The organism is Asticcacaulis sp. AC460, from assembly GCF_000495795.1.
Taxonomy (GTDB): domain Bacteria; phylum Pseudomonadota; class Alphaproteobacteria; order Caulobacterales; family Caulobacteraceae; genus Asticcacaulis.
In genome coordinates, this window is record NZ_AWGD01000030.1 from 60,402 (window position 1) to 81,469 (window position 21,068).

Annotated in this window: 20 protein-coding genes; 10 read left to right on the plus strand and 10 right to left on the minus strand. The window is 61.2% G+C overall.

What is annotated here, in order from left to right; genetic code table 11:
• Positions 1-21 precede the first annotated feature (21 nt).
• The 4 genes from mopJ to cysK all read right to left on the minus strand — a co-directional run bounded on the left by mopJ (position 22) and on the right by cysK (position 3,879).
• The gene (gene mopJ / locus ABAC460_RS40280) at positions 22-528 is read right to left on the minus strand and encodes a motility/cell cycle regulatory protein MopJ (protein WP_023454451.1); all 507 of its coding nucleotides are present in this window, start codon (positions 526-528) and stop codon (positions 22-24) included.
• Between the two features lie 322 nt (positions 529-850).
• Positions 851-1,279, minus strand: coding sequence for a MucR family transcriptional regulator (locus ABAC460_RS40285; RefSeq protein WP_023454452.1), 429 nt, complete (start codon positions 1,277-1,279; stop codon positions 851-853).
• Between the two features lie 249 nt (positions 1,280-1,528).
• A complete protein-coding gene (locus ABAC460_RS40290; protein ID WP_023454453.1) occupies positions 1,529-2,830 on the minus strand; it encodes a DUF2336 domain-containing protein in 1,302 nt (433 codons plus the stop codon).
• Between the two features lie 56 nt (positions 2,831-2,886).
• Positions 2,887-3,879, minus strand: a complete 993-nt coding sequence (gene cysK / locus ABAC460_RS40295) for a cysteine synthase A (protein ID WP_023454454.1) — start codon at positions 3,877-3,879, stop codon at positions 2,887-2,889.
• Between the two features lie 207 nt (positions 3,880-4,086).
• Between cysK and chpT the strand changes: the two genes are divergently transcribed.
• Both chpT and ABAC460_RS40305 read left to right on the plus strand, forming a co-directional pair.
• Entirely contained in the window at positions 4,087-4,857 is a 771-nt protein-coding gene (gene chpT / locus ABAC460_RS40300; RefSeq protein ID WP_023454455.1) for a histidine phosphotransferase ChpT, read from the plus strand.
• Positions 4,854-5,387, plus strand: coding sequence for a GDSL-type esterase/lipase family protein (locus tag ABAC460_RS40305; RefSeq protein ID WP_023454456.1), 534 nt, complete (start codon positions 4,854-4,856; stop codon positions 5,385-5,387). The genes chpT and ABAC460_RS40305 overlap by 4 nt, the downstream gene beginning before the upstream one ends.
• Here ABAC460_RS40305 and ABAC460_RS40310 read toward each other — a convergent pair.
• Genes ABAC460_RS40310 through ABAC460_RS40330 form a run of 5 tightly spaced genes read right to left on the minus strand, consistent with a single transcriptional unit; the run spans position 5,335 to position 12,555 of the window.
• On the minus strand, positions 5,335-5,823 hold the full coding sequence (locus tag ABAC460_RS40310) for a GNAT family N-acetyltransferase (protein WP_023454457.1): 489 nt from the start codon (positions 5,821-5,823) through the stop codon (positions 5,335-5,337). The genes ABAC460_RS40305 and ABAC460_RS40310 overlap by 53 nt on opposite strands.
• Positions 5,824-5,839: 16 nt before the next feature.
• A complete protein-coding gene (locus tag ABAC460_RS40315) occupies positions 5,840-6,388 on the minus strand; it encodes a helix-turn-helix domain-containing protein (protein WP_023454458.1) in 549 nt (182 codons plus the stop codon).
• A gap of 42 nt (positions 6,389-6,430) precedes the next feature.
• Positions 6,431-9,841: a DEAD/DEAH box helicase family protein gene (locus ABAC460_RS40320; RefSeq protein WP_023454459.1), complete on the minus strand. Its 3,411-nt coding sequence runs from the start codon at positions 9,839-9,841 to the stop codon at positions 6,431-6,433.
• A gap of 6 nt (positions 9,842-9,847) precedes the next feature.
• Positions 9,848-10,987 carry a restriction endonuclease subunit S gene (locus tag ABAC460_RS40325; RefSeq protein WP_162150334.1) on the minus strand — a complete coding sequence of 380 codons (1,140 nt, stop codon included), beginning with the start codon at positions 10,985-10,987 and terminating at the stop codon, positions 9,848-9,850.
• Positions 10,988-11,004: 17 nt separating this feature from the next.
• Positions 11,005-12,555 (minus strand): type I restriction-modification system subunit M, encoded by a 1,551-nt coding sequence (locus ABAC460_RS40330; RefSeq protein ID WP_023454461.1) that lies wholly within the window; start codon positions 12,553-12,555, stop codon positions 11,005-11,007.
• A gap of 221 nt (positions 12,556-12,776) precedes the next feature.
• Between ABAC460_RS40330 and ABAC460_RS40335 the strand changes: the two genes are divergently transcribed.
• Both ABAC460_RS40335 and ABAC460_RS40340 read left to right on the plus strand, forming a co-directional pair.
• Positions 12,777-13,196: a hypothetical protein gene (locus tag ABAC460_RS40335; RefSeq protein ID WP_023454462.1), complete on the plus strand. Its 420-nt coding sequence runs from the start codon at positions 12,777-12,779 to the stop codon at positions 13,194-13,196.
• Between the two features lie 6 nt (positions 13,197-13,202).
• On the plus strand, positions 13,203-14,477 hold the full coding sequence (locus ABAC460_RS40340) for a hypothetical protein (protein WP_023454463.1): 1,275 nt from the start codon (positions 13,203-13,205) through the stop codon (positions 14,475-14,477).
• 226 nt (positions 14,478-14,703) lie between these two features.
• Here ABAC460_RS40340 and ABAC460_RS50895 read toward each other — a convergent pair whose 3' ends face one another.
• Entirely contained in the window at positions 14,704-14,955 is a 252-nt protein-coding gene (locus tag ABAC460_RS50895; protein WP_235075832.1) for a hypothetical protein, read from the minus strand.
• On the opposite strand from ABAC460_RS50895, the gene ABAC460_RS51205 reads away from it, so the two are divergent.
• From ABAC460_RS51205 to ABAC460_RS40365, 6 genes are all read left to right on the plus strand, one after another.
• Complete coding sequence (locus ABAC460_RS51205) at positions 14,884-15,105, plus strand: hypothetical protein (protein WP_369794121.1); 222 nt, start codon at positions 14,884-14,886, stop codon at positions 15,103-15,105. The two genes, ABAC460_RS50895 and ABAC460_RS51205, sit on opposite strands and share 72 nt — an antisense overlap.
• Before the next feature lie 463 nt (positions 15,106-15,568).
• Entirely contained in the window at positions 15,569-18,079 is a 2,511-nt protein-coding gene (locus tag ABAC460_RS40345; RefSeq protein WP_023454465.1) for a chemotaxis protein CheA, read from the plus strand.
• Entirely contained in the window at positions 18,076-18,519 is a 444-nt protein-coding gene (locus tag ABAC460_RS40350) for a chemotaxis protein CheW (protein ID WP_023454466.1), read from the plus strand. Before ABAC460_RS40345 ends, ABAC460_RS40350 begins: the two co-directional genes overlap by 4 nt.
• 27 nt (positions 18,520-18,546) lie before the next feature.
• Positions 18,547-18,912: a response regulator gene (locus ABAC460_RS40355; protein ID WP_023454467.1), complete on the plus strand. Its 366-nt coding sequence runs from the start codon at positions 18,547-18,549 to the stop codon at positions 18,910-18,912.
• 49 nt (positions 18,913-18,961) lie between these two features.
• On the plus strand, positions 18,962-20,185 hold the full coding sequence (locus tag ABAC460_RS40360; protein ID WP_023454468.1) for a protein-glutamate methylesterase/protein-glutamine glutaminase: 1,224 nt from the start codon (positions 18,962-18,964) through the stop codon (positions 20,183-20,185).
• Complete coding sequence (locus ABAC460_RS40365) at positions 20,182-21,030, plus strand: CheR family methyltransferase (RefSeq protein WP_023454469.1); 849 nt, start codon at positions 20,182-20,184, stop codon at positions 21,028-21,030. The genes ABAC460_RS40360 and ABAC460_RS40365 overlap by 4 nt, the downstream gene beginning before the upstream one ends.
• The last annotated feature ends 38 nt before the right edge of the window (positions 21,031-21,068 follow it).

A 21,068-nucleotide genomic window follows, 5' to 3' on the forward strand; every position in this document is an offset into this window, starting at 1 on the left:
GCTGCGGGCAGCCATAGCCACCTACGACGCGGCGCGGATGCCCGAGTGCATCATGTCGATCTTGCCGATCAGGGCGTCGTGGCCCAAGATCATGTCGACATTGACACCGTCGCTGGCGAGCGGGAGGCGCAGCCAGAACAGGCTCAAACCCTGGGCGCCGCGCCACGCCATGGAATGCAGGCCGACATTGGGCTTTTTCTGTTCAACGACAAAGGTCAGGGCTTCGGCCCAGTATTCGGCCTCCGGGGCCGTGTAGATGCCATCCAGAGTCTTGCCGGTGATCTCGCCGCCATAGGCCGTAAACAGGTCCGTGCCGGCCAGGCGCTGGCGGAAACAGGTGGCCAGGTTGTCGGGGTGGGGTTCGAGGACGTCGATCAGGCTGATGGTCGGCAGGCGGCGTTTGATGGCGGCCGGATCGAGATCGGCCCGGGCCGGCAGACGGCCGCGTTGCCGCAAACTCTTCCAGTAGCGAAAGATATCTTCGTGCGAGCGCAGACCCGCCAACATTTCGGAAGCCAAACCCGCCATCACGAAAAGAACATGCGCCCCTGACTGCTAAAAACTCAATATGAACATTGCCTCAAATGAGAACAACGTGTGAACACTTGTAGTTTGACTTTAAAAAAGGCTCGCGCCTGCGCGAATCACCCGAATTCACCTTCTCTTAACTGGTGAATCCTTGGCAAGCGAAAAAGGGTTAACGGCGCCTTATTCCGGCCGCGATTGGCTGTGGAGCAACGCAAAAACCCCGCACTTTCAAAGCGCGGGGTTTCGCAACGAACTGTGGATGACTTGCCGCGCTTTATGCCGGCAGCGTGCGGTTGCGAGCTACCATATTTCGCCGGAAAGCTTACTTGCTGCCGCGGGTCTTGCGGGTGACCTGGCGGCCGCCCTGGCCCAGGCCCATTTGCTTGGCCAGGTCCGAACGGGCCTTGGCGTAGTTCGGGGCGACCATCGGGTAGTCCTTGGGCAGGTTCCACTTGGCGCGGTAGTCTTCCGGGCTCATGCCGTACTTGGTGCGCAGGTGACGCTTCAGCGACTTGAACTTGCGGCCGTCTTCCAGGCAGACAATGAAATCGCTGGAGATAGACTTCTTGACCGAAACGGCCGGTTCCTTCGGCGCTTCGACCTTGGTTTCTTCACCCGACGAAATGGAGTTCAGCGCCTGATACACGCTTTGAATCAGCGAGGGCAGTTCACTGGCCGGCACTGAATTGTTGCCGACAAACGCGGAAACGATGTCCGCCGTCATGTCCAAGGTATCGGTTTTGTTTTCCATTACACTAATCCTGTCAAAATTATGCGCTTTACCTAAGCCAGTGATCCGAAATATTCAAGCCGAAACGTTAAAAAAAATGTTCTACACCTGATTGCCGGAATAAAGTTACTTGTCTCGCCCTAAATGCGCGAATCACGAAAGTAAATCCTGCGCGGGAATAATGGCAAACAAAAGGGCAAGCCGTAAAAAGAGCAGTCGATCGCCTAAGCTTTATAAGCCCATGCGTATTACCGCATGAAGTTTTTGGCGTCAGCTCTTCAAGTCTTGGGCAAAGGCCAGCATGGCCGCGCGTTGCGGAACACTGAGGCCTTCCAGATCGACTTCCTCACCGCTGGACAGGGCGCGCAGCATGACGTGGGTCAGGGCCGAGGACAGCGACCAGTTCCAGTAACGCAGGACGGTTTGGGCGCGGTCGACCGCCAGCACGTCATAGGTGATCAGCACTTCCGCCAGATGGGGGTGGGTCGTGCCGTCGGGCCCCTTCATCGGCCGGCGCAGGGCCTTCCACAGGGCGCGCAGGGCGCGCTTGCTCAAACCGGTGGCCTTGCACAGCACCGCCAGGCCTTCGCCGCCGCGGTCGCGCAGCAGCTTGGCGCCGGTCGACGGCTTGATGCCCGACAGGTAAGAGATTTCCTCGGCCATCTTGCGCGTCATGCCCTGGGTGGCGGCATCGGCAATCGCCGCCTCCAACGACTTGTAAGGGCTTTTCTTCAGTGCCTCGCGGTTGCGCTGGCGCCGTTCGATGAACTGCAGCGCCTTGCGTGACATGGCGTCCTGCCACCTCTCCTCGGCCGCCATGGCGAAGACGTCGGCCGCCATGTCCTGCATGACCTCGCGGTTGACGCCGAAGCGGCTGAGGATCTGACGGCGGATATCGGATTCCGCCCACCAGAACAGGATATAGGCCGAGGACGGGCGTAATTCGGGCCGCTTCATGATCAGCGGGATCAGGGACGGTTCGTTCTGGCTCATGGCCACGACGGTTTCGATCGCCGTCTGGGACAGGGTGCACTTGGCGTTGCGCAGCAGCACTTCGATCACCGCCAGACTCTCGGTATTGATGAGGGTCTCGGAGACGATGCTGGACAGGTTCTTGCGTGACGCCAGCAGCAGACGGTGGGCGGTCTTGCCATGGCGGGCGGCGTAGAACAGGTCGCCGTCATTGAGGGCGTCGCAGGTTTCGATCAGCGGCCTGGCGACTTCGATATCGTCAACGATCAACAGGCGGACCAGCGAATTGGGCACTTCGGCCAGGATGGAGAGGCGGCGCGACACGCGGGCGCGGTCCTCGACCTCGGCCTCGCGCAGCATCTCGACCAGAAGATCGGCGGTGACGGCGCGTTCGAAGGCGTTGATACGCGATTCCGGCAGGCAGACGACGTCGGCCAGGCGCCGCATCAGGACATGACGGGCCTGAAATTTCGGCGCTTCTTCGCGGATATCCGGGCCGATATCGTTGGCTACGGCCGGGCCGCCGCCCTCACGGTGAGGGTCGTTGTCAGGACGGGACGGCAGGGCAGCACTCGACATGCGGCCATGATTGCCCGACATGCGTTAATCTTTTGTGTAGAGGGGGCGCAGGGATTTTCCTGCGCCCTTTCAGAGAGTTATAACCCGTCGAACAGGGCGGTCGACAGGTACCGTTCGGCGAACGACGGGATGATGGCCACGATCGTCTTGCCGGCATATTCGTCCTTGGCGGCCAGTCGGAAGGCGACTTCCAGGGCGGCGCCCGACGAGATGCCGACGGGCAGGCCTTCTGTCTGGGCGGATTTCCGCGCCATGGCGAAGGCGGCGTCGTTGGACACGGTTTCGACGCCGTCGATGACGCCGCGGTCCAGGATGTCCGGCACGAAACCGGCGCCGATGCCCTGGATCTTGTGCGGGCCAGGCTCACCGCCCGACAGGATCGGCGAGGCTTCGGGTTCAACGGCGATCAGTTGCACCGAGGCCTTCTTCTTTTTCAGGGCATGGCCGATGCCGGTGATCGAGCCGCCGGTGCCGACACCGGAAATGATGACGTCGACGGCGCCGTCGGTGTCGTTCCAGATCTCCTGGGCGGTCGAGATCTCATGGATGAAGGGGTTGGCCTCGTTCTGGAACTGTTGCGGCATGACGGCGCCGGGATTTTCCGCCAGCAGTTCCTGCGCGCGGTTGACAGCGCCGCGCATGCCCTTTTCGGCCGGGGTCAGTTCCAGCTTGGCACCCAGCAGGACCAGCATCTTGCGGCGTTCGATCGACATCGATTCCGGCATGACCAGGATCAGCTTGTAGCCCTTGGCGGCGGCCACGAAGGCCAGCGCAATGCCGGTATTGCCCGAGGTCGGCTCGACGATGGTACCACCGGGTTGCAGCAAACCCTTTTGTTCCAGGGATTCGATCATCGAGATGCCAATGCGGTCCTTGACCGAGGCCATCGGGTTGAAGAATTCGAGCTTGGCCAGGACGGTGGCCTTGGCGCCATATTCCGCCGACAGTCGCGGCAGGCGGATGAGCGGCGTGTCGCCCATGGTGTCGAGGATGGAATCGAAAATCTTGCCGCGTCCGGCGCGGGAAAAGCGTGCGGCGGTGGGGTTGGTCTGGGGGTTGTCGGCTGCCATGGGAGTCTCCGGAGTGTTCAAAGAGGATACGCGCTGAACAAAATGTTAATAGGCCCAGATGCGTTCCTTGGCGCTCATTAACCAGTCGTTAAGGACTTATTTAGACATGTTAGCGCCTGTTGGCTTTGCAGTTAAGCCAAATCACCTCACATTTGCTGTGAGTAATTCTAACGCATACTGGCGCCGCGCAGCGCAAGGAAGAGCTTTATGGACGATTATACCCCCCATCTGAGCCAGCAGCCTTCCGATTCTGGGCCTGTCGAAACGCCGGCTCCTGACGTCGCCACGGCCGTGGCCGACAGCGCGCCGCCGGTGGAAGCGGCGGACATTCCCGCCGCCGCGGATTTCACCTCGCACGACCTGGCGACCCAGATGGTGGCCAAGCTGTGCCACGACTTTATTTCCCCAGCCGGCGCCATCATGTCCGGCCTGGATTTGCTGGACGATCCGTCCGCCCAGGATATGCGCCAGGAGGCGCTGAACCTGATCGCTGCGTCCGCCAAGAAGATGGTGACCCTGGTCCATTTCGCCCGCGTCGCTTTCGGCGCGTCAAATTCCGCCGAGGCGTTTTCCGGCGCGCAACTGAACAAGATCCTGAGCGATGTCTATTCGACCATGCGGGCGGAACTGGACTTCGCCATTGACGGTCAGATCATTTTCCCCAAGTCGGCGGCGCGGGCCTTGCTCAATCTCGGTTTGATCGCCGGGAATTCGCTGCCGGTCGGCGGCAATGCGCGGCTGGAAGCCACGATCGGCGAGGACGGCATCAAGCTGACCGCGGAATCGCGCGGCCCGCGCGCCCGTTTGAAAGTCGAGGCGACCGAGGGCCTGAAAGGCCTGCCGCTGAGTGATGGCCTGGCCGGTCAGTGGATCCAGCCGCACTGGCTGTACGCCACCGTTCAGGAAGCCGGCGGGACCTTGGAGTTCCGGGCGGATACCGACGCGCTGTTCTTTGAGATCAACCTGCCGGCATCATGACGCGGAACATCCGGATCGTCTTTGTCGGGGATTCCATCACCGAGTGGTGGCAGGAAACCCCTTATTGGTCAGAGACTTTTGCCGATCACAGCCTCAATCTGGGCGTGGCGGGCGACCGGACCGAGGACGTGCTGTGGCGGCTGCGGACCCAGCTCAATGACCCCTATATCCAGCCGGAGGTGATCCCGGTGATGATCGGCACCAACCATCTGTGGGACGAGTCGGGAGATATCGTCGCCGGGCAACTGGCGGTGATCGCGCGGCTGCGGGACCTGCGGCCGGAAGCGCAAATCCTTGTGCAGTCGGTGTTACCGACGGGAGATGCGGGTTTGAACCGGATGGTGGTCGAGCCCATCAATAAGCGGCTGGCCGAGGCGGTGGCAGGGATGGCGGATACGCAATTCCTTGACTTATATCCGCATTTTGTCGATGGCGACAGGCGCGGGCCGCGCAACCTGTTCCCGGACGGGGTGCATCTCAGCCAGGAAGGCTACCGGCTGTGGCGGGATCTGCTGTTACCTCACGTGTGAAGAAAAGGCTATTGGGATCAAGCAGATAATCGCCGAACGGTTCGCATTCGACGAAACCGTGACGGCGGTACAGGGCCCAGGCCGGCTCGAAGAAGGGCCAGGCGCCGGTTTCCAGGCTGAGGCGGGAAAGGCGGCGTGTTCGGGCTTCGGATATTATGTGCTCAAGGATTTTTCCGCCCAATCCCGCCCCGCGGCGGGATTTTACGACGTGCATCGCTTTGATCTCGCCGTGCGTCGGAGACAGGGTTTTGAGCGCCCCGACCCCGGCCAGGTCGTCGCCTTCCCACAGGGTCCAGACGGAGACATCGGGGGCGGTCAGGCCGGACAGGTCGAGCGCATGGGAACTGCCCGGTGCGGTATTATTTGCTGCCTGGGCGGCGTGATATTGCAACAAATCGATAACTCTGGAATTCGTGAAGTCTGCGGGGATGATCATGGTTCTTTTTTGGGCGTCAGCTGCGGGCCAGGGCGACGAGGTAGGTGCAGGGCGAATCGGTCGCATTGGCGAAGGTGACGTCGGCCGGCGGACCGAAGCCGAGGCAATCGCCATCGGCCAGGTCGTAACGGCGGCCACCTTCCGTTAAGGTCAAGTTTCCGGTCATGACCCAGACGACTTGGCGGATGTGGGCCAGGGACGAGGCCGGCAGGGTGACGCTTTGGCCGGCGGGCAGTTCGACGCGGACGACCTCGACCGGGTGGTCGGGCCGGACGAAGACCTGGCGGCGGATGTAGCCGGAGTCGGGGTCGCGCCAGACGGGTTGGGTATCGGCGCGGGACAGCCGGTCGCCGCCCTCGGCCTTGACAAGCAGCGCGGCCAGGGTCAGGCCGAAGGCCGCGGCCAGTTTGACCAGGACCACGGCGGTCGGGCTGACCTCGGCGCGTTCGATCTTGTTGATGGCGGCTTTGGATACACGGGAACGGTCGGCCAGTTCGGCCAGGGACCAGTTTCGGGTCTCGCGTTCCAGTTTGAGGCGATGGGCCAAGTCTTCTAAAATATCCATTTGGATACTTTAAGAGACGATCAGATTGGCGTCAAGAGGGCCCTACCCCACCGCGCTGTCGTTGAGGCCGCGGATGACCTCGACCAGGCGTTTCGTCTTGTCCAGGGTAAAGACCTGCTGCGGGCCATGGGGCGCGACGTCGATGAACGGGCTTTCGTAAAGCAGGGCCGGGTCCATCACGCCCTTTTCCGTCAGGTGCTCGATCACCATTTCGACAAATTCGATCTGTTCCGCCGTCGCCGCGCCGTCGCCCAAAAACTCGCCGAAGGCCTCGGCCACCGCATGGCGATCCAGCCCGACCAGCGAGCGGATAAAGGCGGCGAAACCATGCGCCGCTTCGGTGGCCTTTTCGATATGGGCGGCATCACCGACGCCGGCCTTGACCAGCATATCCTGAAGTTCGGCGACGTCGGTCGCGGTCAGGGGCTTGCCCTGGCGCAGGCGGGCAATGGCGATATGGTCTTCGTGTTCGCGCAGGAAATGGCGCGCCTTCTTCTTGAAGCGGGCGAAGTCGACCTCACCGACCTGGGGCAGATCCAGTTCGACGCCGGCGCCCAGTTCGTCGGCGAAGTTGGTGTAGACGATGGCCTTGCGGCCCTTTTCCATGTGATGGACCAGGTTGCGCAGGCGCAGGCGCACCAGTTCCAGCAGCGGCACGGTGACGCCTTCCCACCACGGGTCGGACAGGAGGTCGAGGATCAAAGGATGCTGGGCGGCAATGGCCGGAATGGCCGTCTGTTCGTCCAGGGCCGAGGCAATTTCGATAACCTGCTTTTTCAGGCGGTCGAAGTTGCGGCCGCCGCGCAGCAGGGCAATTTCAAGCTGGAACATCAGCAGGTCGAAGCGTTTGGCCTCTTCGGGTTCGGTTTTGATCGCGGTCGGCAGGGGGGCGACCTCGTCCAGAAGTTCGTGGCGGGTGTCATCGTCCAGCCGGCTCCAGGCGTCGGGGGCCTGATACTTTTCGACCAGGCGGCGTTTGGCGCGGACGATGAAGTTGTCGAGGTTCATGGCCGCAACATAGGTTTTCAGGCTGTCCAGCGCATCGGCGCGGATAGCGGGTTCGTCCGGGGCGGAACCGGGCGCGCCGGTGAAGGGCGGCGAGGTCTCGCTGAAGCCTTCGACCTGTTCCTTTTTGTCCAGTTCGCGGATCAGGTCGAAGCGGGCGGCAAACAGGCGTTCGCTGAGGCTCAGGGCGTTGCGGCCATCGTCGGGCTTCGGGTTCTGCTGGAAAAATTCGAGGTTCTGGCAGTAGTCGAAAACGCGGAAGACCTCCTTGTCCTCGCCAGGGCCGAACAGGTCGGGGCACAGGCGGGTACCGCGGCCGATGATCTGCCAGAACTTGGTCTTGGAGCGGATCAGCTTGAACAGGACCAGGTTGACGACTTCGGGGACATCGATGCCGGTATCGAGCATGTCGACCGAGATGGCGATGTGCGGCGCGCCGTCCTTTTTGGAAAAGTCATCGATCAGGCTCTGGGCGTATTCGGTCTTGAAGGTGATGACGCGGGCGAAATGGCCGGCCAGGTGCGGGTAGGCGGCGTTGAAGCGTTGTTCGATGAATTCGGCGTGGGCCTGGTTCTTGGCGAAGATGATGGTCTTGCCCAGGCGGTCACCGCCGGCGACCTTCAGGCCTTCGGTCAGGACGTGGGCCAGGACCTTGTCGACGGTGTCGGCGTTGAACAGCCATTTGTTGACGGCCTCGGCCGTGACGCTGTCGGGCGGGTCGCCGTCGTCCTCGTCCCATTCCAGCATGTCCCACTGTTCTTTTTCGGTCTCGGACAGGTCGTCGTAGCGGATGCCTTCGCGGACGAAGCGCAGGGGGACGGAGACGGTGACGGGCGGGACGAGGTATTCGTCCTCGACCGCCTTATCGAGCGAATAGGCGTCGGTGGGGACGCCGTCTTCGAGGTCGAACAGGCCGTAGGTATTGTGGTCGATCTCGTCCTTGGGGGTGGCGGTCAGGCCGACCAGCAGGCTGTCGAAATAGTCGAAGATGGCGCCGTAGCGTTGGTAGACCGAGCGGTGGGCTTCGTCGATGACGACCAGGTCGAAATGGCCGGGGCCGAAGCGGGCGGCGCCGTTCTTGCGCTCATCGATCAGGTTCATCATGGTCGGGTAGGTCGAGAGGTAGACGCGCCCCTCGCCTGTTTTTTCGGTGACCAGGTTGACCGGCGAGGTGTCGGGCAGGTGGGCCTTGAAGGCCTTGACCGCCTGGTTGACCAGGGCGACGCGGTCGGCGAGGAACAGGACTCTCTTGACCCAGCCGGCGCGCATCAACTGGTCGACCAGGGCGATGACGGTGCGGGTCTTGCCCGAACCGGTGGCCATGACCAGCAGGGCTTTGCGTTGCTTGTGGCTTTCGAAGCTTTCGGCGACCTTGGCGATGGCGCGGGTCTGGTAGTAGCGGCCGGCGATGGATTTGTTGACGGCAATACTGGCGATCGAGCGGCGGCTGGTCCGGCGCTGGATCAGCAGTTGCAGTTCGTCCTTCTTGTAGAAGCCCGACACTTCGCGCGGCGGATAGGCGGTATCGTCCCACAGCCAGTGGTCATAGCCATTGGTGTAGAAGATGACCGGGCGCTGGCCGAACTGTTGTTCCAGACAGTCGGCATAGAGTTTCGCCTGTTGCTGGCCGGCGCGCGGGTCGCGCTTGGTGCGTTTCGCCTCGACAACGGCCAGGGGCTTGCCGTCGTCGCCCCACAGGACGTAGTCGACAAAGCCCTTGCCTTCCGTGTTCGGCATTCCGGCGACGGGGTATTCGCGGTCGCGGGCCTGGTCCAGCTTCCAGCCGGCTTCCTTCAGCAGCAGGTCGATATAGAGGTCGCGGGTCGCGGCTTCGGAGTAGTCGTGATGGTCGGGGCGGGCTTCGTTGTCGCGCCGGATACGGTCGCGTTCGGCGCGGGCGTCTGCCAGTTCGGCATCCAGCGCCGCCTTGTCGCGCAGCAGGTCGGCAAAGGCCTGGTCGCGGGCCTCGGCTTCGGCGCGCAGGCGGTTGATGTGGTCGGCCGCCTGTTTCATCAGGTCGTCGCGGCGGGCAAGATGGGCGGGATCGAAGCTCAGGCCGTCGGCGGGCGGTTGGCGGCCATAGGTCCGGGCAAGCCAGAAACAGAGATGGAACAGCTCGCGCACGGCGTCCAACGCTTCCTGGGCCGGGATGGCCTTGGCTTCGTGAACGGCGCGGTTGCCGATACGGACGATGACCTTGGCCTTGGTGAAGACGGCCTGGCCGGCGCGGGCCTGAAAGCTGGGCTCGTGGATCAGGGCCGAGATCTTGTCGTCATAGGGAAAGTGCAGGCCGGAATCGTGTTTGTAGGCCCATTGCACGGCCAGTTCGACGGTGCGCCGGGCATAGAAGGCGGCCGCCCTGGGATCGCCGCCGACATTGGACTCCGCCCGCTTCGCGCTGTCGAACACCTCAGGGAATTCAGCGGCCAGAAAGGCGAAGTTGGACATATGGCCTCAGAGTTGACCCGAAAAGGCGCGGTGTTGGAGAGAGGAGAAGAGGTTTTCGACCGAGCTCAATGACAGCTCTTGTCTAGACGTTTCCCTCTGGACTTTGCCAATCAACAAACCGAACGATTTTTGATCTGCGAGCGAAGGCACCAAAATCTCAAATCCCAACAATTGCTCTCGATTTATCTTAGGAATGTTGGCTCGCCCGGAACAACTCTCCGCATAGCCGAGGAACGCCGATGTTCGAAGCATAAACCAAAGATAGATATTGTCCATAACGTGTTGCTTTGGCTCGACGGGGTACATATCTGCGCTACATAGGCACTGCCCAGGACTGAGGGCAACTTTATTTAGGTAAGGTCGAATTTTAGAATAAAGTATATGCTTTTCACTACATAAAAATTTCTTGCTTATCAAATTGTCTTCCAGTGCAGTCTTTGCAGGCAATAATCTGCCACTCTCCTTCTCAATGCGGTCGGGACCATAATGGAGTAAGTTACAATATTCAGTTAGGCGGGGATCAACTAAAGGAGCATCAATTAGGATACACTCATCTAAAGGCTTAGCAGGCCAGCCATAGGGGTTAGCAATTGGATCGCCAAACATCTCCAGAAAGATCGACTGGGTGAGGCTGTCGAGCAGCGCGATGGCCTGGCGGCGCTTCTGGCGCAACTGATCGGCCTTATCCAGGATCGCCGCAATCCGCTTCTGCTCGTCCAGCGGAGGCAGAGGGATTTTTAGTTTGCGAATTTTGTCTTGGCTAATGTTTGGCTGTGCTCCCCCAGTAGCCATCGCTATTAGCTCAGGGACTTTCGCTTCCAATGCCCGATATACATACGCCGTGTCCGCAACCTTATGATCGGGACGAATATTACAAACGGCCTGATTGGTAGCTGCGTCGATGCCTAGAAGTGCGAGTCGGCCTACCGTAGCTCCGTACATCGCAAGTAATATTGCTCCTGCGGGAACGAGCTTTGCCGAACTCTTCGCCAGCGCTTCTTCAGTAATTGCTTCTTCGGTCTCTACGACCACTTTTTCTCGGAGTTCGCCAGATTTAACCCATGGAATGTTTCCGCCGTAAAACTCGTCGTTGCTGCGGCTAGGCGTACCGCCGCTTCCTGTTAGGCAAAATTCTTCGATAGCCAAGAGACGAGACATTCCGCTCACAGCATCGCCTCCAAGTCCTTCAGACCCTTGGCGATCTCGTCTTCCAAGGCCAGCAGTTCCGCGATGATCGTTTTCGGTGCGCGGTGGTCGGCGGCTTCGTGCACCACCTCCTTGTAGCGGTTGAGCGACAGGTCGTAGTCGGCGGCGGCGATGTCTTCGCGCGGCACGGTGAAACTTTGGGCGGTGCGGGGATTGTCGCGTTCGGCGCCGTTGCGACCGGCCCAGCGTGCGACGACGTCGGGCAGGTTGTTCTTCGCATGATCTTCCGGCGCCAGGGCGGTGTCCGGGGTCGGGCCGAACTTCGCTTCCGGCACCAGCATCTGGCGCTTGTCGTCCAAGCTCATGCCGTCGGCCTGAAGATCGTAGAACCAGACATGATCCGTGCCGCCGGAATTGGTCTTGGTGAAGATGACGATGGCGGTCGAGACGCCGGCATAGGGTCTGAACACGCCCGACGGAAGTTTGACGATGGCGTCGAGTTTGTGGTCTTCGACCAGCATCTTGCGGATGGCCTTGTGCGCCGTCGATGAGCCGAACAGGACGCCGTCGGGGACGATGACCGCCGCCCGGCCGCCCGGTTTCAGCAGCTTCAGGAACAGGGCCATGAACAGCAGTTCGGTCTTTTTGGTCTTGACGATGCTGAGCAGGTCGGCGGCGGTGGTCTCATAGTCCAGCGAGCCGGCAAACGGCGGATTGGCCAGGATGAGGGAGTATTTGTCGGCATCGTCGGCGTGGCCGGAGGCCAGGGAGTCGCGGTAGCGGATGTCGCCGGCTTCGACGCCGTGCAGTTGCATGTTCATCGAGCCGATGCGCAGCATGGTCTGGTCGAAGTCGTAGCCGTGGAACATGGCGTTGTGGAAGTGACGGTTTTGGTCGGCGTCGCGAAACAGGGCTTTGTGGTGTTCACGCAGGTATTCGCCGGCGGCGACCAGGAAACCGCAGGTGCCCGAGGCCGGGTCGCAGATGGTGTCCTTCGGCGTCGGGGCCATCAGTTCGACCATCAGTCGGATGATGTGGCGCGGGGTGCGGAACTGACCGTTCTGACCGGCTGAGGCGATCTTCGACAGCATGTATTCGTAGAGGTCGCCCTTGGTGTCGCGGTCGTCCATGGGGATGGCGGCCAGCATGTCGACCACCTTGGCCAGCAGGCCCGGGGTCGGGATGGTGAAGCGGGCCCCCTTCATATGTTCGGCGTGGGCGGTGCCTTCTTCGGCCATGTCGCGCAGGAAGGGAAAGACGAAGTCGGAGACCAGGGTGAACATGGTGGCCGGGTCTTCGTTTTTCAGCTTGGACCAGCGCAGTTGGGCGTAGGTGACATCGCGGCCGTTGCGGTCCTTGGCGTAGGCGCCTTCGGGGAAGATGACGCGTTCGAGCGGACGGCCCAGCATGGTGGCCCTGGCTTCTTCGCGGGTCTGGGATTCGTCCAGGCCGCGCATGAAGAGCAGGTAGGTGATCTGTTCGATGACTTCGAGCGGATTGGCGATGCCGCCGGCCCAGAAGGCGTTCCAGACCTGATCGACCTTTGAGCGGATGTCGCCTGTGAGCATGGATGTCCCCTGTTTGCGATTCGAGGCTGAAACTAGGGGAAGTCACGGGCGGCAACAACAGGGCAGTTTGTTAAACCTATCGGCATGTCACGGGTAGAAACACGCAAAAATTGTGTCAAATATGACGCAGTCGTTAACCTTTGTTAACGCAACCTTGAGGAGCATGTTGCAAGCAACAAGGAGGGCGCGTATTCGCCAGATGGTTGAATTCTGGGAGCGCCATGTCAACCGTTATAATAAAACCCAATCTCACTATCCTGGTGAAGAAGCCGGCGGCAAATCAAGCCATTAGTTTGGTCGTCGACGAACAGAAGGCCAATTCCGTCAATATCGGCGTTTCGACCCTGAGACCTTCTACACCTTTGCCCGTGACGAGTACCGGCACCAATCGTCAGTTCTCCTATCCTTATACGGCCGCCGACCCTTATCCGGGGTTCGACGTTGTGTTCGGATGGAGATCGGCTCCGCTCGGAGGCAGCCGCATTCACATCTCGTTCGATATGCCCGCGACACTCGATTACATGGTCATAGACCCTTCGGCCGGGATCAACTGGCATTCCGACGGCCGCATCGATTTCGTCAGCAGCGGGCTGAAGATGCACCAGAGCCTAGCTTTTCTCGCCACCTTTACATTTGTGTAGACAGCCATGAAAATCCAAGTTGCAATCTTTTTTTCGGCGGTTCTGTCGGGCTTGTCATGCGCCGCGAACGCCCAGGACAACACCGTGGTCTCCGCAAGCGGAGAAGCCTACAAGGGTAATTATGCCATCGATACCGGCCTGCCGGCCGTGCCGGCCTTTGAGGTCATCGGGTTCAAATCTGACGGTGTCATCGGCACCCCCCTTGGCGCGGACTGGTACTTCGATGTCGCCCCCGATGGCGACGCAGGTGCGTCTATTGCTCTGAACTTCAAGCCCTATTGGGTTTTCAGCGGAACCACTCGGGCCGCTTACCAAGATGACAGTGCTCCCGACGGACGGTATAAGGTTACGCCTTTCGGTATTCTGGCGCGGACGCAGGTAAGTTTAGCCAGCAATCACGATGAGGAAGGGCGGCCTCAGGTGGGCATAGGCCTGCAAACCAGCCTGCTCGGAAATAGTGATCCGCGACTGAATATTCCTTACACGACCTGTCTGGACGGTATTCCGGCGCCTCAGTTCGAAGTCGGGGTGGTGCCTCCAAGTCGTTATCCAGAATTACGCGAAGCCGTTCGCAGTGCATTGGCGGCCTCTTCCTACAGGTCAGAGACCGGGCGCGTCATCCACGCGCTGAATGACGTTCTGGCCAAATATCCGGATGGCGAGCGAGACGTCATTCTTTCGCAAGACCTGGCGCGAGCGATTACGACGGTGCCGTCTCCCGATCTTCAGGCCATTTTTCTGACAGCGACCGCAAACCTCGCGCCGCCGCCTGTTTTCGAGGCGCAGGATGATGAGAAGGAGAAATGCGTCTCCATATTCAAGAAAGATAAGGCCCGCCAGGACTGGTATGTCGGTATCGGTGAGGCCTATGCGTCGCCCGACACCAGCTACTCCAACTTCAAAAGCCAGGGGGCGTCCGCCTGGATGGGGTATCAGCGCAAGCTGAACGACAAGGGCAATTTCACACTGTTCTACCGGATGCTGCCCGGGCAGACGATCGAGTACGCCAAGGACCAGGAAGCTGAGGCCCGGGTCGGAATCTACGCGCTGAAGCTGGACTATCAGACGCCGAAATGGACCGCCGAATTCACCCTGTCACAGAATGATCGCAACTACCGCGATCCGGCATTGGAAGACGTGTCGTTCCAGAGATACTCCGTGTCGTTCAGCCACAAGGTCACGGAAAAGATCTGGGTTGTCTTTGAGCAGGGCGAAGTGTCGGAAGACCTTTATAACGACGGCAGCTATTCGCTGGTAAGCCTTCGTTATGTCGGTGAATGATGAGGCGCGGTCGGAAGCTTTTCGCAAAGTCCAGAGAGGGGCCATCGTCGCGTCATATTGACAGAGCTTACCGACCGTGATGACATGGCTTACCGGTGGTACCGGTCAGACTAAGGAGTGGCGCGTTTATCGCGCTGTCTTGTGCGGGTATATACCTCGACTGAAGCGTACCTGTTGAGGGGTACGGCACATCCATTTCAATGCTTTGAAACAGGATGTGCCCATGTCAAATTCCAGAAAACTGCGCCGTATCCGTCATCAGGCCGCCGAGCGCCAAGGCGGACTCTGTTTTTACTGTGGGGTCCCGATGTGGGAGGAGGACCCAGCCGAGTTCTGTCAACGGTTTGGGGTTGGGTTGAAAGCCAGCCGGCAGTTCAAGTGTACCGCCGAGCATCTGGTCGCGCGCATGGATGGTGGTGGGCGGGATTGCCGAAAAAATATCGTCGCCGCGTGCCGGTATTGTAATGAACACCGGCATCACACCCCGAAGCCGAAAACTCCGGAGGCGTATAAGACTAAGGTGATGTCGCGCATCAAGGCCGGGCGATGGCTCCGGCTTCCCGACCCGCCAGTCCTATGCCTTGATAAGGTCGCGGGCCAAGTCACTATCGTCTCCTTCGAGGATTAGCCGCTAAGAGGACCCCTCCGTCTCGACGCGTTCGCTGCTGGCCTTCGGCCCAGCTTCACTTGCTCGCCACCTCCCCATTGAAGAAATGGGGAGGAGAAGGAAGAAGGCGCCAGCGGACGAGTTTAGTGCGCAGTTGTCCTCTGAAGGCCCCTCAGGCTCGCCGCCCCGCGCCGTCGCCCACGCTTCGCTCGGCTCTCGTCCTCTCCCCGCCCAGCGGGGAGAGGGAAGATTAAGGCCGTTAACGGTGGTTGTTCAGATTGGGGCAACCGTCTTTACGGCGCCCCCGCTTGCGACAAACGTTTGCGCAACTATGGCGACAATATGAACAAAATGCGCTGATTTAGAATTGGTTAGGGTTTTGCGAACGCTCTCTTAACCAAAGCTCAGCAATATGACGCTGTTAGGCCGGGGCGTAGTGTATCTTTTACGTCTCCAAGCCACCTCCAAAAAGACGGGGACAGCCGTGGACGATTTAATTGCCGAGTTTTTGACCGAGACTGCCGAAAGTCTGGAGGTCGTGGACGCCGAACTGGTACGGTTCGAGGCTAACCCCTCCGAGCGAAAGACGCTCGATAACATTTTCCGCCTCGTGCACACCGTCAAGGGCACCTGCGGCTTCCTGGGCCTGTCGCGCCTCGAAGCCGTCGCCCACGCCGGCGAGACGCTCCTGGGCCGCTTTCGTGACGGCAAGCTGGAAGTCAATGCCGATGCCGTGACGTTGGTGTTGCACTCGATCGACCGCATCAAGGTGATCCTGGCTGGCCTCGAAGGCTCCGGCATCGAACCCGAAGGCGACGACCACGACCTGATCGCGCAGTTGGAAGCCATGGCCGAGGGCCAGGCCGTCGATCTGTCCGCCGTCCACGCCGTCGAAGTCCCCAACCGCCCGATCGGCTCCGAAATCGAACCGGCTGAGTTGAACCTGCCCGCCGCCGCGCCCACCCTGAAGACCGGTGATATCGATCCCGCCACCGGCCGCGCCTTACGTCCCGGCGAAGTCTCCGAAGCCGACCTGGAGGCTGCCTTCGCCGCCGCCGCCGGTCCCGAAGACGAACCCAAGCATCTGAAGGCCGGCGATGTCGACCCCGCCACCGGCCGCGTTTTGCGTCCCGGCGAAGTGTCCGAAGCCGAGCTGGAAGCCGCCTTTGCCGCCGCCGAGGCTGAAGTCGAAGCGCCCGCCACTGCGCCGGTTGTCGAGGCACCGAAGCCTGCCGCGCCCGCCCCGGCTCCGGTCGCCAAGAAGGAAGCCGAGCCCCTGCCCGCCTCGATGGGCGGTGAAGATCTGGCCGCGCTCAACAACACCCAGTCGATCCGCGTGTCGGTCGACGTGTTGGAAGGGTTGATGACCCTGGTCTCGGAAATGGTGCTGACGCGCAACCAGCTTCTGCAGATCAGCCGCAACCGGGAAGACTCGGCGTTCGCCACCCCGCTGCAGCGCCTGTCGACCCTGACCGGCGAGCTGCAGGACAGCGTCATGAAGACGCGGATGCAGCCCATCGGCGCCGCGTGGAAGAAGCTGCCGCGGTTGGTCCGCGACCTGTCGCACGAACTGCACAAGAAGATCGACCTGGTCATGGAGGGCGAGGCGACGGAACTGGACCGCCAGGTCCTGGAACTGATCCGCGACCCGCTGACCCACATGGTGCGCAACTCGGCCGACCATGGGCTGGAGACCACCGAAGAGCGTATCGCTCTGGGCAAGCCGGCCGTCGGCACCGTCAAGCTGGCCGCCTTCCACGAAGGCGGTTACATCGTCATCCGCATCTCCGACAACGGCAAGGGGCTGAATACCGCCCGCATCCGTGAGAAGCTGGTCGAAAAGGGCCTGGCGACGCGGACCGAGCTGGATACGATGAGCGACCAGCAGGTCCATCGCTACATCTTCGCCCCCGGCTTCTCGACCGCCGCCAAGGTGACCAACCTGTCCGGCCGCGGCGTCGGCATGGACGTGGTGCGCACCAATATCGAACAGATCGGCGGCCAGATCGACCTGAACTCGATCCCCGGCCAGGGCACGACCTTCACCATCAAGATCCCGCTGACTTTGGCCATCGTTTCGGCGCTGATCGTCGGCGCCGGCGGCCAGAAGTTCGCCGTGCCGCAGACCGCCGTCATGGAACTGGTCCGCACCGGCGTCACCGCCGAGCACAAGATCGAGCGCATCAACGAAGCCCTGGTGCTGCGTCTGCGCGACAAGCTGCTGCCGCTGGTCCAGCTTGGGCCGACGCTGCAACTGGAAGCCGCCAAGACCGAGAACCCGAGCTTCGTCATGGTCATCCAGGTCGGCGAGCGCCGCTATGGCCTGGTCGTCAATGACGTGCTGGATACCGAGGAAATCGTCGTCAAGCCGCTGGCCACCGTGCTGCGCGATGTCGACGTCTTCTCGGGCGCCACCATCCTGGGCGACGGCTCGGTCGTGCTGATCCTGGATCCGAACGCCATGTCGGAACGCGCCGGCAACATGCTGGAAGAAAAGCAGGCCGAGGAAAACGAGGGCACTGTGGAAACCACCAACGACAACCGTTGCGCCATGCTGCTGTTCAAGGCCGGCAGCGGCGCGCCCAAGGCGGTCGAGCTGGAGCACATTACGCGCCTGGAACATATCGAAGTGTCGCAGATCGAGCGCATGGACGGCCGCGCCGCCTTGCAATATCGCGGCAAGCTGATGCCGATCCTCAATGTCGGCGACTACAATACGCTCAAGGACGAGGGCATTCAGCCGCTGCTGGTGTTTACCGGTGAAGGCTATGCCATGGGCCTGGCGGTCGACGAGATCGTCGATGTCGTCGAGGACCGCCTGCAGATCGAGCTGTCGGCCGATCGTCCGGGCGTGCGCGGCACCGCCGTCGTCGCCGGCCGGGCCTGCGAAATCGTCGATGTCGATTATTACCACCTGCGCGGCCTGGCCGAACACCAGCGCTCTCCCAATTCTTCTGGGGCGGGGCATTCTTCCAGTGAAAGGGCCGTGGCATGAGCCTGCGCGATTACGTCACCCTCCGCGTCGGCGGTCAGCTCTTCGGTGTCGACGCCGCCCGCGTCCACGATGTCTTCCATCCCCGCGGCCTGACGCCGGTGCCTTTGTCGCGCGGCGAGATCGCCGGCGTTTTGAACCTGCGCGGCCGGATCGTTACCGCGGTTTGCGCGCGGCGCCGGTTAGGGTTACCGCCGCGTCCGGAAGGTTCGCCCGAGCCCCTGGCCGTCGGGTTGGAAGTGCATGGCGATTCCTACGGTCTGGTCATTGATTCCGTTGATGAAGTCCTGAAGCTGGACGACGAGAAGTTCCACGCGCCTCCGGGCAATCTGCCGCCGCGCTGGGCCGAAATAATCGTCGGTGTTTATCAATTGGAAAAGGAACTTCTGATAGTGTTGGAGCCTCAGACCCTTTTGGATGCGGCGCATTTGAAAGCGGCCTAAGCCCTTTCTTTACAGGACGTTACCTCAATGAAAACCTGCCTCGTCGTCGACGACAGCCGCGTCATCCGCAAGGTCGCACGCCGCATCCTCGAAAACCTCCAGTTCGAAGTGCTCGAAGCCAATGACGGCCTCGAAGCCTTGAACCTGTGCAAGGAAAAGATGCCGGCCGCGGTGCTGCTGGACTGGAACATGCCGGTCATGGACGGGATCACCTTCCTGCGCCAACTGCGCAAGGAAGACGGCGGCAAGGATCCGATCGTGGTGTTCTGCACCACCGAGAACGACCTGGCCCACATTACCGAAGCCCTGACCGAAGGCGCATCGGAATACATCATGAAGCCGTTCGATGGCGAAATCCTGGAAGCCAAGTTCTCCGAAGTCGGCCTGATTTAAGTCAGGTTCCCAAGTAGCGCGTATTCCACCCTCATTTGTGTCGTCGAGAATGGCCCTGTATCCCAATCCTGCCGCGTCTTTACGGCCCCTGAAGATCATGATCGTCGATGACTCGGCGGTCGTGCGGGGGCTGATCTCGCGTTGGCTGGAGCACGAGCCCGACATGGTCCTGGCCGGGCTGGCCATCGATGGCGCCAAGGGCGTCGAAAAGGTCAAGGAGATCCAGCCGGACGTCCTGATCCTCGACATCGAGATGCCCAATATGGGCGGGCTTGAGGCGTTGCCCAAGCTGTTGGCCGCCAAGCCGGGCTTGAAGGTGCTGATGGCGTCGACCCTGACGACGCGCGGGGCCAATGTCACCATCCGCGCCCTGGAACTGGGCGCCGCCGACTATATCCCCAAGCCGGATTCAACGCGGATCGGTGGAGCCGACGGCTTCCGCACCGAGTTGCTGACCAAGATCCGCGCGTTGTGCGGCCGGACGCGCGCCTGGCCGTCGCAGCCGTCCGAGTCGTCTGCGGCACAGAATTTGAATACGTCCCCGTCCATGGGACATTCATCGACTTCGTTTTCGCCTTCCCCGTCGCTTCGTCCGGGTTCCGCGCCTCAGCCGGCTCCTACGATTTTGCGCCCGATCACGCCCGTGGCGGCGCCGGTCGTGCCGCTGCGCCCACGTAGCACGGGCCCCAAGCGCATCGACTGCCTGGTGGTCGGCGCTTCGACCGGCGGTCCGCCGGCGCTGCGCAACTTCCTGCTGGGGTTGGGTAACGACTGGAAGATTCCGGTGCTGATCGTGCAGCACATGCCCGCCACCTTCACCACCATCCTGGCGGAGCACCTGGACAAGGCGCTGCCGCAGAAGGTGCAGGAAGCCAAGGACGGCATGCTGATCGAAAGCCGTAATGTCTACATCGCCCCCGGCGACTTCCACATGACCATTAAGAACGACCCGATCGTCAAGCAGATCAAGCTGGATCAGGGGCCTCAGGTCAACTGGTGCCGTCCGGCGGTCGACCCACTGTTCAAATCCGCTGCCGACGCCTACGGCAACCATGCCCTGGCCGTCGTTTTGACCGGCATGGGCCATGACGGCCGTGACGGCGCCGCCTCGCTGCAGGCGGTCAACGGCACGGTGATGGTCCAGGATGAAGCCTCCAGCGTTGTCTGGGGCATGCCGGGCGCCGTCGCCGAAGCGGGCTACGCCGAATATATCAAAACCATAGACGGCCTCGCTCAGGCCTGCAAAGCCTTTGCTCGAGGGGAGAGACCATGACACCCGAAGATATCGATCATCTTGCCGCCACCCTGAAGACCCGGTCGGGTCTGATTTTGGGTTCCGACAAGACCTACCTGATCGAGTCGCGGCTGGCGCCGGTGGCCCGCCGTGAAGGGTTCGCCAATGTCTCGGCCCTGCTGACGGCGCTGCGCACCAAGCGCGACGAGAAGCTGATGACCACGGTCACCGATGCGATGACCACCAACGAGACGTTCTTCTTCCGCGACAAGGTGCCGTTCGACCAGTTCAAGTCGGATGTGCTGCCGGCTCTGGCGCGCAGCCGCATCAATGGTGACATCAAGATCTGGTGTGCCGCCTGTTCGACCGGCCAGGAGCCCTACTCGCTGGCCATGATGATGGACGACATGCGGATGATCTATCCGCGGGTTAATCTGGACATCCTGGCGACTGATATCTCTGATCGTTGTCTGGAAAAGGCCCAGTCGGGGCTGTACACCCAGTTCGAGGTCCAGCGCGGATTGCCGATCCAGATGATGGTCAAGCACTTCGAGAAGATCGACGAGATGTGGCGGATTTCGCCCAAGATCCGTCAGTCGGTGCGGTTTAAAAAGCTGAATTTGCTGGAAGATCTGCGCATGATCGGCCGCATGGACGTGATCTATTGCCGCAATGTGCTGATCTATTTCGACCTGGAAACCAAGCGCAAGGTGCTTGAGCAGATCGCCAACCTGCTGCCGGACGATGGGTATCTGTTCTTGGGCGCGGCCGAGACCGTGCTGGGGATCACCGACTCGTTCAAGCCGATGCCGGGGATGCGCGGGCTGTATATCAAAAACCAGTCGCAGACGACGGCGCGGCCGTTGCGGGTCGGCGCGGCGTAAGCGCCGGTTGGTTTGAGTTTGGAAAAAGCCCCGGAGCG

Bases quoted from the DNA above. Each gene is read 5' to 3' on its own strand.
- mopJ (WP_023454451.1), bottom strand. From the start codon at position 528: ATGGCGGGTTTGGCTTCCGAAATGTTGGCGGGTCTGCGCTCGCACGAA.
- ABAC460_RS40285 (WP_023454452.1), bottom strand. From the start codon at position 1,279: ATGGAAAACAAAACCGATACCTTGGACATGACGGCGGACATCGTTTCC.
- ABAC460_RS40290 (WP_023454453.1), bottom strand. From the start codon at position 2,830: ATGTCGGGCAATCATGGCCGCATGTCGAGTGCTGCCCTGCCGTCCCGT.
- cysK (WP_023454454.1), bottom strand. From the start codon at position 3,879: ATGGCAGCCGACAACCCCCAGACCAACCCCACCGCCGCACGCTTTTCC.
- chpT (WP_023454455.1), top strand. From the start codon at position 4,087: ATGGACGATTATACCCCCCATCTGAGCCAGCAGCCTTCCGATTCTGGG.
- ABAC460_RS40305 (WP_023454456.1), top strand. From the start codon at position 4,854: ATGACGCGGAACATCCGGATCGTCTTTGTCGGGGATTCCATCACCGAG.
- ABAC460_RS40310 (WP_023454457.1), bottom strand. From the start codon at position 5,823: ATGATCATCCCCGCAGACTTCACGAATTCCAGAGTTATCGATTTGTTG.
- ABAC460_RS40315 (WP_023454458.1), bottom strand. From the start codon at position 6,388: ATGGATATTTTAGAAGACTTGGCCCATCGCCTCAAACTGGAACGCGAG.
- ABAC460_RS40320 (WP_023454459.1), bottom strand. From the start codon at position 9,841: ATGTCCAACTTCGCCTTTCTGGCCGCTGAATTCCCTGAGGTGTTCGAC.
- ABAC460_RS40330 (WP_023454461.1), bottom strand. From the start codon at position 12,555: ATGCTCACAGGCGACATCCGCTCAAAGGTCGATCAGGTCTGGAACGCC.
- ABAC460_RS40335 (WP_023454462.1), top strand. From the start codon at position 12,777: ATGTCAACCGTTATAATAAAACCCAATCTCACTATCCTGGTGAAGAAG.
- ABAC460_RS40340 (WP_023454463.1), top strand. From the start codon at position 13,203: ATGAAAATCCAAGTTGCAATCTTTTTTTCGGCGGTTCTGTCGGGCTTG.
- ABAC460_RS51205 (WP_369794121.1), top strand. From the start codon at position 14,884: ATGGATGGTGGTGGGCGGGATTGCCGAAAAAATATCGTCGCCGCGTGC.
- ABAC460_RS50895 (WP_235075832.1), bottom strand. From the start codon at position 14,955: ATGCCGGTGTTCATTACAATACCGGCACGCGGCGACGATATTTTTTCG.
- ABAC460_RS40350 (WP_023454466.1), top strand. From the start codon at position 18,076: ATGAGCCTGCGCGATTACGTCACCCTCCGCGTCGGCGGTCAGCTCTTC.
- ABAC460_RS40355 (WP_023454467.1), top strand. From the start codon at position 18,547: ATGAAAACCTGCCTCGTCGTCGACGACAGCCGCGTCATCCGCAAGGTC.
- ABAC460_RS40360 (WP_023454468.1), top strand. From the start codon at position 18,962: ATGGCCCTGTATCCCAATCCTGCCGCGTCTTTACGGCCCCTGAAGATC.
- ABAC460_RS40365 (WP_023454469.1), top strand. From the start codon at position 20,182: ATGACACCCGAAGATATCGATCATCTTGCCGCCACCCTGAAGACCCGG.